This window comes from Thalassovita aquimarina, from assembly GCF_018219815.1.
Lineage (GTDB): Bacteria > Pseudomonadota > Alphaproteobacteria > Rhodobacterales > Rhodobacteraceae > Thalassobius > Thalassobius aquimarinus.
Genome location: NZ_JADMKU010000001.1, coordinates 381,358 through 396,833 on the forward strand (window position 1 = coordinate 381,358; position 15,476 = coordinate 396,833).

The 15,476-nt window shown below is 61.6% G+C and carries 15 protein-coding genes; 13 read left to right on the top strand and 2 right to left on the bottom strand.

What is annotated here, in order from left to right:
* Nucleotides 1–148 precede the first annotated feature (148 nt).
* A complete protein-coding gene (locus IT775_RS01860) occupies nt 149–745 on the top strand; it encodes a PAS domain-containing protein (RefSeq protein WP_212699359.1) in 597 nt (198 codons plus the stop codon).
* A 129-nt stretch (nt 746–874) separates the two neighbouring features.
* Here the strand turns inward: IT775_RS01860 and IT775_RS01865 are convergent, their stop codons facing one another.
* On the bottom strand, nt 875–2,242 hold the full coding sequence (locus IT775_RS01865) for a class II 3-deoxy-7-phosphoheptulonate synthase (protein WP_212699360.1): 1,368 nt from the start codon (nt 2,240–2,242) through the stop codon (nt 875–877).
* A gap of 171 nt (nt 2,243–2,413) precedes the next feature.
* On the opposite strand from IT775_RS01865, the gene IT775_RS01870 reads away from it, so the two are divergent.
* On the top strand, nt 2,414–3,418 hold the full coding sequence (locus IT775_RS01870; protein ID WP_212699361.1) for a GlxA family transcriptional regulator: 1,005 nt from the start codon (nt 2,414–2,416) through the stop codon (nt 3,416–3,418).
* Here IT775_RS01870 and IT775_RS01875 read toward each other — a convergent pair whose 3' ends face one another.
* A complete protein-coding gene (locus IT775_RS01875) occupies nt 3,419–3,601 on the bottom strand; it encodes a hypothetical protein (RefSeq protein ID WP_212699362.1) in 183 nt (60 codons plus the stop codon).
* 486 nt (nt 3,602–4,087) lie between these two features.
* On the opposite strand from IT775_RS01875, the gene IT775_RS01880 reads away from it, so the two are divergent.
* The 11 genes from IT775_RS01880 (at nt 4,088) to IT775_RS01930 (ending at nt 15,475) form a co-directional block, all read left to right on the top strand.
* Nucleotides 4,088–5,275: an ABC transporter substrate-binding protein gene (locus IT775_RS01880; protein WP_212699363.1), complete on the top strand. Its 1,188-nt coding sequence runs from the start codon at nt 4,088–4,090 to the stop codon at nt 5,273–5,275.
* 109 nt (nt 5,276–5,384) lie between these two features.
* The gene (locus IT775_RS01885; RefSeq protein ID WP_212699364.1) at nt 5,385–6,167 is read left to right on the top strand and encodes an ABC transporter ATP-binding protein; all 783 of its coding nucleotides are present in this window, start codon (nt 5,385–5,387) and stop codon (nt 6,165–6,167) included.
* On the top strand, nt 6,164–6,988 hold the full coding sequence (locus IT775_RS01890; RefSeq protein WP_212699365.1) for an ABC transporter ATP-binding protein: 825 nt from the start codon (nt 6,164–6,166) through the stop codon (nt 6,986–6,988). The genes IT775_RS01885 and IT775_RS01890 overlap by 4 nt, the downstream gene beginning before the upstream one ends.
* Before the next feature lie 45 nt (nt 6,989–7,033).
* Nucleotides 7,034–7,447, top strand: a complete 414-nt coding sequence (locus IT775_RS01895; RefSeq protein WP_212699366.1) for a hypothetical protein — start codon at nt 7,034–7,036, stop codon at nt 7,445–7,447.
* The gene (locus tag IT775_RS01900; RefSeq protein WP_212699367.1) at nt 7,447–8,457 is read left to right on the top strand and encodes a branched-chain amino acid ABC transporter permease; all 1,011 of its coding nucleotides are present in this window, start codon (nt 7,447–7,449) and stop codon (nt 8,455–8,457) included. Before IT775_RS01895 ends, IT775_RS01900 begins: the two co-directional genes overlap by 1 nt.
* Nucleotides 8,454–9,758: a branched-chain amino acid ABC transporter permease gene (locus IT775_RS01905; protein ID WP_212699368.1), complete on the top strand. Its 1,305-nt coding sequence runs from the start codon at nt 8,454–8,456 to the stop codon at nt 9,756–9,758. Before IT775_RS01900 ends, IT775_RS01905 begins: the two co-directional genes overlap by 4 nt.
* A 504-nt stretch (nt 9,759–10,262) precedes the next feature.
* Entirely contained in the window at nt 10,263–11,564 is a 1,302-nt protein-coding gene (locus IT775_RS01910; protein ID WP_212699369.1) for an extracellular solute-binding protein, read from the top strand.
* Nucleotides 11,565–11,634: 70 nt separating this feature from the next.
* Nucleotides 11,635–12,522, top strand: coding sequence for an ABC transporter permease subunit (locus IT775_RS01915; RefSeq protein WP_212699370.1), 888 nt, complete (start codon nt 11,635–11,637; stop codon nt 12,520–12,522).
* 9 nt (nt 12,523–12,531) lie between these two features.
* A complete protein-coding gene (locus tag IT775_RS01920; protein WP_212699371.1) occupies nt 12,532–13,413 on the top strand; it encodes an ABC transporter permease subunit in 882 nt (293 codons plus the stop codon).
* Nucleotides 13,414–13,424: 11 nt separating this feature from the next.
* Nucleotides 13,425–14,468, top strand: a complete 1,044-nt coding sequence (gene ugpC, locus IT775_RS01925) for a sn-glycerol-3-phosphate ABC transporter ATP-binding protein UgpC (protein ID WP_212699372.1) — start codon at nt 13,425–13,427, stop codon at nt 14,466–14,468.
* Nucleotides 14,465–15,475, top strand: a complete 1,011-nt coding sequence (locus tag IT775_RS01930) for an endonuclease/exonuclease/phosphatase family protein (protein WP_212699373.1) — start codon at nt 14,465–14,467, stop codon at nt 15,473–15,475. The genes ugpC and IT775_RS01930 overlap by 4 nt, the downstream gene beginning before the upstream one ends.
* Nucleotide 15,476 lies beyond the last annotated feature (1 nt).

The window sequence follows — 15,476 nt, forward strand, 5'->3', positions numbered from 1 at the left end:
TTTACGCCCGGAGGCCAGCGCAACGGACGGCGGGACGCCGTTAACCAGAAAGATAAATTTGTCGTCAAATTTGCGCCACCCTGTGCCATATTAACCCATCGGTAACCATTGCGCCCCGGCAAGCGCCAGTTTGATGCGAGGTACCCCATTGGTACAGATCTCTCCTTTCCTGACCGATCGCCGATTTGCTGACCTGGACGAAATCGACGCCTACTGGCATGCGCTGAAGGGAACGCGCGCGATGCCATCGCGAGCGGCCGTCAATCCAGGCGAAATCGACGGTGCGCTGCAGCGCGCCTTCATCCTGCAACGGATCGCGCCGGGCCGCACCCGGTTGCGCCTGGCGGGAAGTGATCTGCGCGACCTGATGGGGATGGAACTGCGCGGGATGCCCCTGACCGCATTTTTCGTGCCACAGGCCCGCGACCGGGTCGAAATCCTGTGCGCCGATGTCTGTGCCCTGCCCGGCCTTGCCGATTTGCGTTTGCAGGCCGAAGTCGGACCGGGCACGCCCGCGTTCGATGCCCGAATGAAGCTCTGGCCCCTTGTCGACGACCAGGGCCGACCGACGCGTATCCTGGGTGTGTTTTCATTCCAAGCCGGGATCGGGACCGCGCCACGCCGTTTCCGGATCACCGCCTCGCGGCTGCACCGGATCGACAGGGATGGCTCATCCATCGGGAAGCGGCCGACGACGGCGGGGCGGGACAGGCCTTATCTGAAGTTAGTCAAAACCGGCGAGTGATACCTGCGGCCTCATGCGACGGATGAAAGCCGGTCAGGACCCCGCCCCCGTGGTCCGTCAGCCAATCACCTTGTTTTTTTTGAAGTGTGGGAGGATAGGCGCACCCGTTTGGGCGCGCCTATTGTTTGATCAGACCGCTCTGACCTGACGGTCCTCGCGCAGCGCCGAAAGTTCCTCGGCGACGAGGAAGGCCAGTTCCAGCGACTGGCTGGCATTCAGGCGGGGATCGCAGGCGGTATGGTAACGGGCCGACAGGTCTTCTTCGGTCACCGCGCGCACGCCGCCGGTGCATTCGGTAACGTCCTGCCCCGTCATTTCGAAATGCACGCCGCCCGGCACGGTGCCTTCGGCGCGATGGATGGCAAAGAACTCCTGAACCTCGCGCAGCACCGCGTCGAACGGCCGGGTCTTGTAACCCGTCGCCGACTTGATCGTGTTGCCGTGCATCGGATCGCAGGACCAAACCACGTTGGCGCCCTCTTCCTGCACCGCCTTGATCAGCCGCGGCAGGTGTTCGCCGACCTTGCCGGCACCGAACCTTGCTATCAGGGTCAACCGGCCCTCTTCGTTCTCCGGGTTCAGCTTCTCCATCAGCACCTTGAGGTCCTCGGCGGTGGTGGTGGGGCCGCATTTCAGACCGACCGGGTTCAGCACGCCGCGGGCGAATTCCACATGGGCGCCGTCGGGCTGCCGGGTGCGGTCGCCGATCCAGATCATGTGGCCGGACCCGGCCAGCCACTTGCCGGAGGTGGAATCGAGACGGCACAGCGCCTCTTCATATTCCAGCAGCAGCGCTTCGTGGCTGGTGTAGAAATCCACCGTCTGCAGTGTGTGGGCGCGATCGCTGTCGACACCCGCGGCCTTCATGAAATCCAGCGTGTCGCTGATCCGGCCCGCCATTTCGCGGTACTTGGTGGCCTTTTCGCCTTCGGTAAAACCCAGCGTCCACTGATGCACCTGGTGCACGTCGGCATAGCCACCGGTGGAAAAGGCCCGCAGCAGGTTCAGCGTCGCCGCCGCCTGGGTATAGGCCTGCAGCATCTTGGCCGGGTCGGGAATCCGCGCTTCGGGGGTGAAATCAAGTTCGTTGATGATGTCGCCGCGGTAGCTGGGCAGTTCCACGTCGCCCACCGTTTCGGTCGGGGCCGAACGCGGCTTGGCGAACTGGCCGGCCATGCGGCCCACCTTCACCACCGGCACCTTGGCGCCATAGGTCAGCACCATCGCCATCTGCAGCATCACCTTGAAGGTGTCGCGGATCGCGTTGGCGCTGAATTGATCGAAACTTTCGGCACAATCGCCGCCCTGCAGCAAAAAGGCTTCGCCGCGCGAGGCGGCACCGAGGGCAGACTTCAGCTTGCGCGCCTCACCGGCAAAGACCAGCGGCGGATACTTGGCCAGCTGCGCCTCGACGGCGTGCAGCGCGGCCTGATCCGTATAGTCGGGCATCTGAACCCTAGGCTTCGATCGCCAATTGGTTTTTTGCCACTCGCTCATGGTCGTTACTCCGGTTCGTCAGTTTAGGTCGTTTTTCTATACATAAAGCGTCGGACGCTGACCATAACCGATTCAAAAACTTCATATATCGGTAGGTCCCGACTTCCCGACCCTTGCACGACATCCAAAAAGCTGCTGTGGTCATTCATAATCTGCCAAAGGACCGTTGCCATGAATAAGTCGCGCAATGCTGTCGAAGTATCCGGTGTCCCGGACAAGCCCCGCCGCTTTGTCTTTGTTTTAATGGACAATTTCACGCTCATGAGCTTTTCGGCGGCGCTGGAATGCCTGCGCCTTGCCAACCGGATGTCGGGAAAGCGGCTGTATGACTGGACCATGATCAGCGAAACCGGCGAAAGCGTGCAATGCTCGGCGGGCACCGAATTCAAGCTCGACGGCGCGCTGGGCGAACTGACCCGTGACGACACGTTGATCCTGTGCGGCGGTGAACATGTTCAGAAAGCGACCACCAAGAAACTGCTGTCCTGGCTGCGCCGCGAGGCGCGCAAGGGAATCATGATCGGCGGCGTTTGCACCGCCACCTATGCGCTGGCCAAGGCCGGGTTGCTGGACGGCAAGCGCGCCACGATCCACTGGGAAAACCACGACAGCTTCACCGAGGAATTCGACGAGGTCGAACTGACCAAATCGGTCTTCGTTGTGGATGGCAACCGGATGACCGCGGCGGGCGGCACCTCGGCGATCGACATGATGCTGAACCGGATCGCGAGCGATTACGGGGCGGACCTGGCCAATGCGGTGGCCGACCAGATGATCTATTCCACCATCCGCACCGATCAGGACACGCAGCGCCTTTCGGTGCCGTCGCGCATTGGCGTGCGCCACCCCAAGCTGAGCCGGGTGATCCGCGACATGGAGGCCAATATCGAGGAACCGATCAGCCCCTCGGTTCTGGCGCAGCAGGTCGGCATGTCGACGCGGCAGCTGGAACGGCTGTTCCGGCGCTACCTCAACCGCAGCCCGAAACGCTATTACATGGAACTCAGGCTGCAGAAGGCACGCAACCTGCTGATGCAGACCGACATGAGCGTGATCAATGTGGCGCTGGCCTGCGGCTTCGCCTCGCCGTCGCATTTTTCCAAATGCTACCGGGCGCATTACAACACCACCCCCTACCGCGAACGCGGCAGCCATGGCACATCGGCGAACGGGTGATCAGAACTGTTCCATGACATCGCGACCGCCCATTCGCTGGATCAACGAAATGAAATCACGCTGCATGACGTGCCGGCCAACATTAGCGGCGTAGTCGTCATAGCTTTCGAAGATGCCGTCACGGTCCGGCGCTTGTACCATGCCGGGCAGGCAAAGGACGTGAACCAGAATGTCTCTGAACATGGGATGCTCCTGTTGATGCGGATCGCGAAAGGACGACCGCATTCCCGGGATGCTTCTGCCGTCCCGAAGCATGACGGGCTTGGATAGCATCGCACCCGATGGAACCGGGATGGCGAAGTTGAAAACACCGCTGTGCGCCTGATGTCTTTCGTCGGGAGGGATTCGCCCCCGCCACCGGCTGCCGTAACGTTAGGCATTGTCGCGAAAAACCGCTTCGGGCACATGACACGGCCCGATCCGCACCGTCCCCACATGGTTCTATCACCGGTTTTCCGGCTTGCCGGCCCGGCTTTGGTCGCAAAATGCACGAAAAACGTCGCGATATGGCTCGAAAATGGCCTTGCGACAGGCCAAGCGGGGCGGTTGTCGGACCTGCGAAAACCCTCTCGCGCATACCGAATTCTCGGTATTGCTCAGTCCTTTTCATTTTCGAAAACCGGCGATAGGGTTCGCACCGGACCTTTGTTCCAACATGGGAGAAGATTAATGAAAAAACTACTTATGGCGACGGCTGCAACCGCGCTGATGACCGGCAGTGCGCTGGCCGACGACCACGCCGTCAAACTGGGGGTGATCCTCGGCTTCACCGGCCCGATTGAATCTCTGACGCCCTCGATGGCGGACGGCGCCGAACTGGCGATGAAGGAAGTGACCGACAGCGGCAAGCTGCTGGGCGGCAAGGCCGTGATGCCGGTGCGCGCGGACTCGACCTGCATCGATGCGGGCGCCGCGACCGCCGCGGCCGAACGTCTGGTCACCGCCGAAGGCGTCAAGGGCATCATGGGCGCGGATTGCTCGGGCGTGACCGGCGCGATCCTGGCCAATGTCGCCGTGCCGAACGGCGTCGTGATGATTTCACCCTCCGCCACCTCGCCGGCGCTGTCGAGCGCCGAAGACAACGGTCTCTTCTTCCGCACCGCGCCGTCCGATGCCCGTCAGGGTGAGGTCATGGCCGATGTCCTGCTGGAACAGGGTATCGAAGAAGTCGCGCTGACCTATACCAACAACGACTACGGCAAGGGTCTGGCCGACAGCTTCAAATCCGCCTACGAAAGCAAGGGCGGTACCGTGACCATTAACGCAGCCCATGAAGACGGCAAAGCAGACTACACCGCCGAAGTAGGTGCACTGGCCGCCGCTGGCGGCGATCGTCTCGTCGTCGCCGGTTACGTTGACCAGGGTGGCGCAGGTATCGTCCGCGCCGCACTCGACAGCGGCGCATTCGACACCTTCCACTTCCCGGACGGCATGATCGGCCAGGCACTGGAAGACAACTTCGGCACCGACATCGAAGGCTCGACCGGTCAGCACCCGGGCACCGACAGCCCGGGCGCGGCGAAATTCGTCGAACAGGTCGGCGATGCGTTCGACGCAACCTCGCCCTTCACCCCGGAATCCTATGATGCCGCGGCCCTGATCCTGCTGGCGATGCAGGCGGCCGGGTCGGTGGAACCAGGTGACTACAAAGACAAGGTCATGGACGTGGCCAACGCACCGGGTGAAAAAATCTATCCCGGCGAACTGGGCAAGGCGCTCGACATCATCGCCGGTGGTGGCGACGTTGACTATGTCGGCGCGACCGCCGTCGAACTGATCGGTCCCGGTGAATCGGCTGGCAACTATCGCCAAGTCGAAATCAAGGACGGCAAGCTCACCACGGTCAAGTATCGCTAAGGTGCGTATCTGAGAAAAAACTGAACAGCCCGGCACAAATTGCCGGGCTGTTCTGGTATAACCGACAAAGAAAAAGGCGCAAAAACGCGCCAAGACGGGGGAAAGCTTGATGATCGTCGTTGAAGACGTCCATAAGCATTTCGGTGGTTTTCACGCCGTGGACGGCGCGACCCTGACCATCGAACAGGGTTCCATCACCGGGCTGATCGGCCCGAACGGAGCCGGAAAAACAACTCTTTTCAATGTGATTGCCGGTGTTCTTCCACCGACTTCGGGTCGGGTCACGATGGATGGCGAAGACATCACCGGCCTGCCGCCGCACGACCTGTTTCACAAGGGATTGCTGCGCACCTTCCAGATCGCGCACGAATTCTCCTCGATGAGCTGCCGGGAAAACCTGATGATGGTGCCCGGCGCGCAATCGGGCGAAACCCTGTGGAACACGTGGTTCGGACGCAAGCGCATCGCCGACGAGGAACGCGCGCTGCGCGCCAAGGCGGATGAGGTTCTGGAATTCCTCACCATCAGCCATATCGCCGACCTGAAGGCGGGCGAGGTGTCGGGTGGCCAGAAGAAGCTGCTGGAACTGGGTCGCACCATGATGGTCGACGCCAAGATCGTGTTCCTAGACGAGGTCGGCGCGGGCGTGAACCGCACCCTGCTTTACACCATCGCCGACGCGATCAAGCAGCTGAACCAGGAACGCGGCTATACCTTCGTCGTCATCGAACACGACATGGATTTCATCGAAAAGCTCTGCAACCCGGTGATCTGCATGGCCGAAGGCAAGGTTCTGGCCGAGGGCACCCTGGCCGAGATCAAGGCGAACGAACAGGTGATCGAGGCCTATCTTGGTACGGGTCTCAAGAACAAGGACAAGGTGGGCGCATGAGCGGCAATCCCTATCAGGACGATCGCGGCAACAAGGACCGCACGATCACCAAGGCCGGCGGCGGCACAATGGACACCGCAACCGGAACCGACCACGTAATGAACACCGCCAACGCCTTTCTGATCGGCGACAGCATGACCGGCGGCTACGGCAAGACCGGGCCAGACATCCTGCACGACTGCACCATCGCGGTGAACAAGGGCGAAATCGCGGTCATCGTCGGCCCCAACGGCGCCGGCAAGTCGACCGCGATGAAGGCGACCTTCGGGATGCTGCATCTGCGCGAAGGCTCGGTGCGGCTTGACGGTCAAGACATCACCAATCTTTCCCCGCAGGCGCGGGTGGCGCAGGGCATGGGCTTCGTGCCCCAGACCAGCAACATCTTCACCTCGATGACGGTGGAGGAAAACCTGGAAATGGGCGCCTTCATCCGGACCGACGATTTCCGCGATACGATGGCGCAGGTCTACGACCTGTTCCCGATCCTCAAGGAAAAGCGCAACCAGGCGGCGGGCGAACTTTCCGGCGGACAGCGCCAGCAGGTGGCGGTGGGTCGGGCCTTGATGACCCAGCCCAAGGTGCTGTTGCTCGATGAACCCACCGCGGGCGTCAGCCCGATCGTGATGGACGAATTGTTCGACCGCATCATCGAGGTCGCGCGGACCGGGATTTCCATCCTGATGGTGGAACAGAACGCCCGCCAAGCGCTTGAAATCGCGGACAAAGGCTATGTCCTCGTACAGGGCGCCAACGCCCATACCGGCACCGGCAAGGAACTGCTGGCCGATCCGGACGTGCGCCAGAGTTTCCTGGGGGGCTGAGCGATGATGTCGAAACTTAAAAGAAGAAAAACATCTTATGTTTCAATGGCTCTTTTCTATTTCTGCGCCTCGCAAGCCGTTGGTGCCAATGCCGTTGTCGCACCTGCTAAACCGGAAACGATGAAAGCCAGTTGCCAGTTCATTGAATATTGTCTTGCAGGTGAAACGTTCTCATCTGGCGAGAATTGTCGATCTGAAAACACTGCTTTGTATTTCAACACGGATGGTGAGACAGGCATTGCAACGATCACTCACCCAAACGGTACGAAAACATTAGGAACCGCACTGCAATACGACCGATACGGAAACGCTTCGTATGTTGTTGTTGCAACTGGTGATGGCGCTGGAACGTCAATGATTACGTTGATGCCTAATATGGACGCGATCTGGACTGGTCACTTCACCTTATCGCGCAACATCGCCAGCACTCATTTTGGATTTTACGAGGTGACTTCGTGATGGATTTCCTGAACGCCATTGTGGCGCTTTCCAACTTCGTTCTGATCCCCGCCGTCGCCTATGGCAGCCAGCTGGCACTTGGCGCGCTCGGGGTGACCTTGATCTACGGCATCCTGCGGTTTTCCAACTTCGCCCATGGCGACACCATGGCGTTTGGCACCATGGTGGTGGTGCTGTTCACCTGGTGGTTCCAGTCGATGGGCATCACGCTCGGACCGCTGCCGACCGCGCTGCTTGCCCTGCCCTTCGGCATCATCGCCTGCGCGGCGCTGGTGATCGGCACCGACAAGATGGTGTATCAGTTCTACCGCGAACAGAAGGCCAAGCCGGTGATCCTGGTGATCGTGTCGATGGGCGTGATGTTCATCATGAACGGCCTTGTGCGCTTCATCATCGGGCCGAACGATCAACGCTTCGCCGATGGCGAACGCTTCATCATCTCGGCGCGGGATTTCAAGCAGATGACCGGCCTGCGCGAAGGGCTGGCGATCAAGACCACGCAGGGCATCACCGTTGTGGTCGCCGTGATCGCCGTGGTTCTGCTGTTCTGGTTCCTCAACCGCACCCGCACTGGCAAATCGATGCGCGCCTATTCGGACAACGAAGACCTGGCGCTTCTGTCGGGGATCAATCCGGAACGGGTGGTGCTTTACACTTGGCTGATCGTTGCGGCGCTGGCCACCGTGGCGGGTACGCTTTACGGATTGGACAAGACCTTCAAGCCGTTCACATATTTCCAGCTGTTGCTGCCGATCTTCGCCGCCGCCATCGTCGGCGGTCTGGGCAGCCCGCTGGGCGCCATCGCCGGCGGTTTCGTGATCGCCTTTTCCGAGGTCACCATCACCTATGCCTGGAAGAAGGTGTTGGGCTACTTGCTGCCCGAGACCCTCGAACCTGACGGGTTGGTGCAGCTTCTGTCCACGGACTATAAATTCGCCGTCAGCTTCGCGATCCTGGTGATCGTGCTTCTGTTCAAGCCGACCGGACTGTTCAAGGGGAAATCGGTATGAGCGACATGATGAAGAAAACCGGGCTGTTCGGCCTCGTGGCCGTGTTGATCCTGCTGACCGGATTTATGCAAAGCTGGAACACCGCGTTGCAGATCCTCAACATGGGGCTGATCAGCGCCATCATGGCCTTGGGCGTGAACCTGCAATGGGGGTTCGCGGGACTGTTCAACGTGGGCGTCATGGGCTTCGTCGCTCTGGGCGGGCTGGCCACCGTGCTGGTATCCACCCGTCCCATCCCCGAAGCCTGGAGCGCGGGCGGGTTCGGTATCCTGCTGGGCCTGGTGCTGGGCGCGGCGACCATCGTCGCGGCGATCCTCGCCTATACCCGCATGGCCAAGGGCAAGGGGCGGACGCTGGCGATGCTGGTGATCCTGGTCGGGGGCTTCTTCCTCTACCGCTGGGTCTTCGACCCGGCGGTCGGCGCGGTCGAAGCGATCAACCCCGCTTCGCAAGGCAATATCGGCGGTTTGGGCCTGCCGGTGCTGCTGGCCTGGCCAGTGGGCGGGTTGCTTGCCGCAGGCGGCGCCTGGGTGATCGGCAAGACGGCCCTGGGCCTGCGCTCCGATTACCTGGCCATCGCCACGCTGGGCATCGCCGAGATCATCATCGCCGTAATGAAGAACGAAGACTGGCTGGCGCGCGGCGTGAAGAACGTGATCGGCCTGCCGCGCCCGGTGCCATACGAGGTCGACCTGCAGGCCAGCCCGGCCTTCGTCGAACGCGCCACCAGCCTCGGCCTCGATGCCACCACCGCCTCGACCCTTTGGGTGAAGCTGCTCTACGCGGCGCTGTTCACCGTTGTTCTGCTGATCCTGCTGTGGATGACGCAGCGGGCGCTGCATTCGCCCTGGGGCCGGATGATGCGGGCGATCCGCGACAACGAGGTCGCGGCCGAAGCGATGGGCAAGAACGTCACCCGCCGCCATCTGCAGGTCTTCATCCTCGGGTCCGCCATCTGCGGCATCGCCGGGGCGATGATGACCACGCTGGACGGGCAGCTGACGCCCGGCACCTACCAGCCGCTGCGCTTCACCTTCCTGATCTGGGTGATGGTGATCGTCGGCGGATCGGGCAACAATATCGGTGCCGTTCTGGGTGGCTTCCTGATCTGGTTCCTCTGGGTGCAGGTTGAACCGCTGGGACAGTGGCTGATGCAGCTGATCACCATGGGCATGGCCGAAGACAGCGCGCTGAAGGCTCATCTGCTGGACAGCACCGCGCATATGCGACTGCTGACCATGGGATTGGTGCTGCTACTGGTGCTTAGGTTCAGCCCGCGCGGATTGATCCCGGAGAAATAAAACCGATGAGCAGGACGGTGAACTTAGATTGAGCTTACCGTCCTGCTCGCCATTCAGCACTCGGCCGTGGCCAAATCCTGTTCACGGCCTTCGTCGTGCCGGATCCGGCTCTTGCTGCGGCGCTTCTCAGTTTTATCTTTGCGTTTCCTTGCTTCGCCTTGATCGCTAAGCGGCCCGGAACCTGTTGAACCCCAGTTTTCTCTTCTTTTCACAAATATCCCGGGGTGAACTGGCCTTGCCCAAGAAGGGGAAATGCCCCCTGCCCGCCCCTGAATCTTCATGACCATGCGGTCAAAACTTCACACCGGCGTTACACTCGGCACCTACGCGGACACCTGTGCAATCGGGGTGTAACCGGAAATTCGATTCTCCTGATTTCAACCCCGGCCCCCCGGCTGCACCGTCCCTTCCGGGGCGCTTTGCCATTCCGCTGACCCGGCAGTCCGATGCCGCAGCGGCCCATTCAAACCTTGCCCGCCGGGCAAGGCCGAGCGGAGAGAAAGAATGAACCGTATCACCGTTACCGCGGCAGCCGCTTTCGCGATGGTTGCCAATGCAGCCTTCGCGGAAACCGAAATCACCTGGTGGCACGCCATGGGCGGCGCATTGGGCGACACCGTCAACCAGATCGCGGCCGACTTCAACGCCAGCCAGGGCGAATACAAGATCACCCCGGTTTTCAAGGGCACCTACGAGGAAACCTTAACCGCCGGAATCGCCGCTTTCCGTGCCGGCGAACAGCCCAACATCCTGCAGGTCTTCGATGCCGGTGCCGCGACCGTGATCGGCGCCAAGGGCGCCACCATCCCGGTGCAGGACCTGCTGACCGACAACGGCCTCACCTTCGACATCAACGATTACATCTCGGGCGTGCGCTATTTCTACGCCGACAGCGAAGACAAGATGATCGGCATGCCGTTCAATTCGTCCTCGCCGATCATGTATTACAACGTGGACGCCCTGGAAAAAGCCGGCGTGACCCCGCCGAAGACCTGGGAAGAATTCCAGTCGGTGACCGCGCCCGCGCTGAAGAAGGCCGGTTACACCGCCCTGTCGCAGTCGCATCTGCCGTGGATCTTCACCGAAAACTTCTTCTCGCGCCACAACCTGCCCTTTGCCACCAATAACAACGGCTATGACGGCACCGACACCAAGATCCTGGTGAACAGCCCCGAAATCAAGGCCCACTTCAAGGCCGTGACCGAATGGCAGAAGGACGGCTATTTCGAATGGTTCGGCACCGGCTGGGGCGACAACCAGGCGCCGTTCGAACAGGGCAAGGTCGCGATCTGGCTGGGGTCTTCGGGATCGTTCGGCGGGTTGATGAAGAAAGACCTGCCGTTCGAATTCTCCGCCACCTACCTGCCCTACTGGGAAGCGGTGACCAAGGAACCGACCCAGACCTTCATCGGCGGTGCGTCGCTGTTCGCGATGGCCGGCAAGTCGGCCGAGGAAAACAAGGCCACGGCCGAATTCTTCCGCTTCCTGACCTCGGCCGAGGTTCAGTATTACTGGCACAAGTCGACCGGCTACGTACCGGTCACCGAAGCCGCCTACGAACTGGCCAAGAAAGACGGCCATTATGACCGCTTCCCGGCGGCCGAGGTCGGCATCAAGCAGTTGTCGCTGCCCGGCGGCAAGAACACCAAGGGCTATCGCATGGGCTTCTACGTCCAGATCCGCGACGTGATGAACCGTGAATACGGCCGCATCCTGACCGGCGAAACCGATGTCGAAACCGCCTTCAAGACCATCGAAGACGAAGCCAACAAACTGCTGGCCCGCTTCGGCAAGACCCAGTCGTAAGACCGGTACGATGTCACGATCACCGGTGGCCGCCCCCGTGGCCGTCGGTTCCGCTTGAAAGGGCCCGAATGTGAAACGCGCTGGCTTCGCCAATACCTGGCTTCCGATCCTGCTGCTGATCCCGCAACTGTCGATCGTCGCCATCTTCTTCTACTGGCCCGCTCTCGAGGCGGTTCAGTCCTCTTTCTTCCTGCAGGATCCGTTCGGATTCGGATCGACCTTCGTGGGCTTCGAAAACTACGCCGACCTGTTCGGATCCGCCGAATACCGCAAGGTCGCCTGGTTCACGGTGATCTTCACCCTGCTGGTGACCTTCCTTTCGCTGGCCATCGCGCTTTTGCTGGCGGTCAAGGCCGACACCATACTGCGCGGGGCCAAGACCTATCGCACCCTGCTGATGTGGGTCTATGCCGTGGCGCCCCCGGTCGCGGGCTTCATCGGCGTCATCATGTTCAACCAGACCTGGGGCCCGCTGACCAACCTTGCCGGCCTTGTCGGCTGGGATTTCGTGCTGGGGGTGAAATTCAACGACACCGCCTTCGCGATGGTGCTGGTGTCGGTGTGGAAGCAGGTGCCGGTCAACTTCATCTTCTTCCTGTCGGGGCTGCAATCGTTCCCGAAATCGGTGCGCGAAGCGGCACTGATCGACAACCGCTCGGCCTCGGGACGGTTCTGGGACATCACCTTCCCGCTGCTGGCGCCGACCGGATTCTTCCTGCTGATCACCAATATCACCTATGCGCTGTTCGACACCTTCGGGGTGGTCGACACGCTGGTGAAGGGCGAACCGGGCAACAACCCGATGACGCTGGTCTACAAGGTCTATGTCGACGGGTTCCGCGGCAACGACCTTGGCGGGTCCTCGGCGCAGTCGGTGATCCTGATGGTGCTGGTGCTGGTGCTGGCGCTGACGGTGTTCCAGTTCCGGCTTGTCGAACGCCGCATTCATTACACCTGAGGTTTCCCAATGGTCGATATTTCCGTCACACGAACCGCCCGCCGTCCGATCCGCTGGACCGTGCTTCTGGACCACGCGGTGCTGATCGCGGGGTCGCTTTTCATGCTGCTGCCGCTGTTGATCGTACTGCAGACCACCACCATGCCCGATACCGACATCATCCAGCACGGCCCGCAGCTGAAAATCGGCGACCAGTTCGACGAGAACCTGCAAAAGGCGATGGTTCAGGCTTCGGGCTTTTCCGGCGAAAACACCGGGCTGCGGATGATGCTGAATTCCTTCATCCTCGGGCTCGGCTTCGCCTTCGGCAAGATCGTGCTGGGGATGATGGCGGCCTATGCGCTGGTCTATTTCCGGCTGCGCTTCGCCACCATCGCCTTCTGGCTGATCTTCACCACGCTGCTGCTGCCGCTCGAAGTGCGCATTCTGCCGTCCTACAAGGTGGTACAGAACCTCGGCATGCTCAACACCTATCACGGGCTGATCGTGCCGCTGATCGCCTCGGCCACCGCCACCTTCTTCTTCCGACAGTTCTTCCGCTCAGTGCCCGAGGAACTGGTCGAAGCGGCGCGGATCGACGGCGCCGGGCCGGTGAAGTTCTTCGTCGATATCCTGGTGCCGCTGTCGCAGACGATGATCGCGGCGATGTTCATCATCATGTTCGTCTATGGCTGGAACCAGTACCTGTGGCCGACCATGATCACCACCGAGGAAAGCATGTACACGCTGGTGCGCGGCATCAAGCAGATCACCCAGGTTTTGGAAGGCGCCGCCGTTCCGGAATTCGGACGTTCCAACCTGCTGGCGATCATCGCCGTGGTGCCGCCGGTGGCGATCGTCATCTTCTTCCAGAGCTGGTTCGTCAAGGGCCTGACGGAATCTGATAAGTAGGGAAATCCAACATGGCTGAGGTCAAACTCAATTCTGTACGCAAGATCTATCCCAACGGGGCCGAGGCGGTCACCCCGTCGAGCTTCCACATCCAGGACGGTGAATTCGTCGTGCTGGTCGGGCCTTCGGGGTGCGGAAAATCCACCCTGTTGCGGATGATCGCCGGGCTCGAAGAGATCACCGAGGGCGAGTTGATGATCGGCGACCGCGTGGTCAACCATACCGATCCGGCCGACCGCGATATCGCGATGGTGTTCCAGAACTATGCGCTTTACCCGCACATGACCGTTAAAAAGAACATCGCCTACGGGCTGAAGAACCGCAAAACCCCCGGTGATGAAATCGAACGCAAAGTGGCCGAGGCGGCGCAGATGCTGAACCTGGGCGACTATCTCGACCGCAAGCCGTCGCAGTTGTCCGGCGGTCAGCGCCAGCGCGTCGCGATGGGCCGCGCCATCGTGCGCGACCCGGCGCTGTTCCTGTTCGACGAACCACTGTCCAATCTCGACGCCAAGCTACGCAACCAGATGCGGATCGAAATCAAGGCGCTGCAGCGGCGGCTCGGCGTCACCTCGATCTACGTCACCCATGACCAGGTCGAGGCGATGACCATGGCCGACCGGATCATCGTTCTGAACGGCGGCCGGATCGAACAGATCGGCTCCCCGTCTGAGATCTACCATAACCCGACCTCGACCTTCGTGGCCTCCTTCATGGGCGCACCGCCGATGAACCTGCTCGATGCGCGGATCGCCGACGGCACGGTACAGCTCGATGGCGGCGCCCATGTCGCCGCCGCGCCGAACGGCAAGACCGGGCCGGTCACGCTGGGCATCCGCCCCGAAGACGTCAAACTCGATGCTGCCGGCGCACTGCATTTCGACATCGACCTGATCGAGGAACTGGGCGCGCACCGGCTGCTGCATGGCAAGGTGGCCGGGCAACCCTTCACCACCCATTTGCTGAAGGATGTGACGGTCGAACCGGGCCGCCACGGCGTACGTATCGACCCCTCCAAGCTTTGCCTGTTCGACACCACCGGCAGCCGGCTATGACCACGCTTCTGGATACCTTGCCCGCCGTCACCAATGCCGAACGCGCCCGCATCCTGTCGGCGCCGCGCACAGCAGAGGCGCATCGCGCGCTGATGGCCGATATACCGGCGATGACCGCGCTGCAAACCGGCGGCGCGGCGACGCAGGACACGCTGCCGGACACCCTGTCGGTCATCGCCTGGAACGTCGAACGCTGCCTGTTCCCGCAAGACAGCGCACGCCATATCGCGCCGCTCGAGCCGCAGGTCGTTCTGCTGTCCGAGGTCGATCACGGCATGGCCCGCACCTGCCAGCGCCACACCACGGCGGACATGGCCCGCGCACTAGGCATGACCTATGTTTTCGGGGTGGAATTTTTCGAACTCGACCTCGGTGGCCCGACCGAAATGGCCTTCTGCCGCGACGATTTCAACGCGCTCGGCTGGCATGGCAACGCGATCCTGTCGGCGGTGCCGCCGCAACGGGTGACACTGATCCGGCTCGACGATCATGGTCACTGGTTCAACGGCAACGACGGCGCGGGCGACCCGCAACAGCCGCGCCTGGGCGGTCGCATGGCGATCGCGGCGGTGCTGCCGTCGCAAACCGGCCCGGTCTGTGTCGTCTCCCCCCATCTCGAAAGCAACGCCTCTGCCCAGCACAGACATGAACAGTTCGCGGTTCTGCTCGACGCGCTGGAAGAGTTCGCACCGGGCATGCCGGTGGTCATCGGCGGCGACCTGAATACCGGCAATCACCTGCCGCCCCGGTTCGACTGGCGCGACGAAACGCTGTTTTCGCTTGCCGAAACCCGCGGTTACGACTGGAGCGCAACGCCTGCGGGCGTCACCACGCGGCCCAGCCTGATCACCCCGCATCCCGAACGGCGGATGAAGCTCGACTGGTTCTGCACCCGCGGCCTGAACTGTTTCGAAAACCGGCTCCTCCCCGCGATCGACACCGACAGCCGCCCCCTATCCGATCACGAAGCGATCTGGTGCCGGCTGAACCTGGCTTCCGGACCCTGAC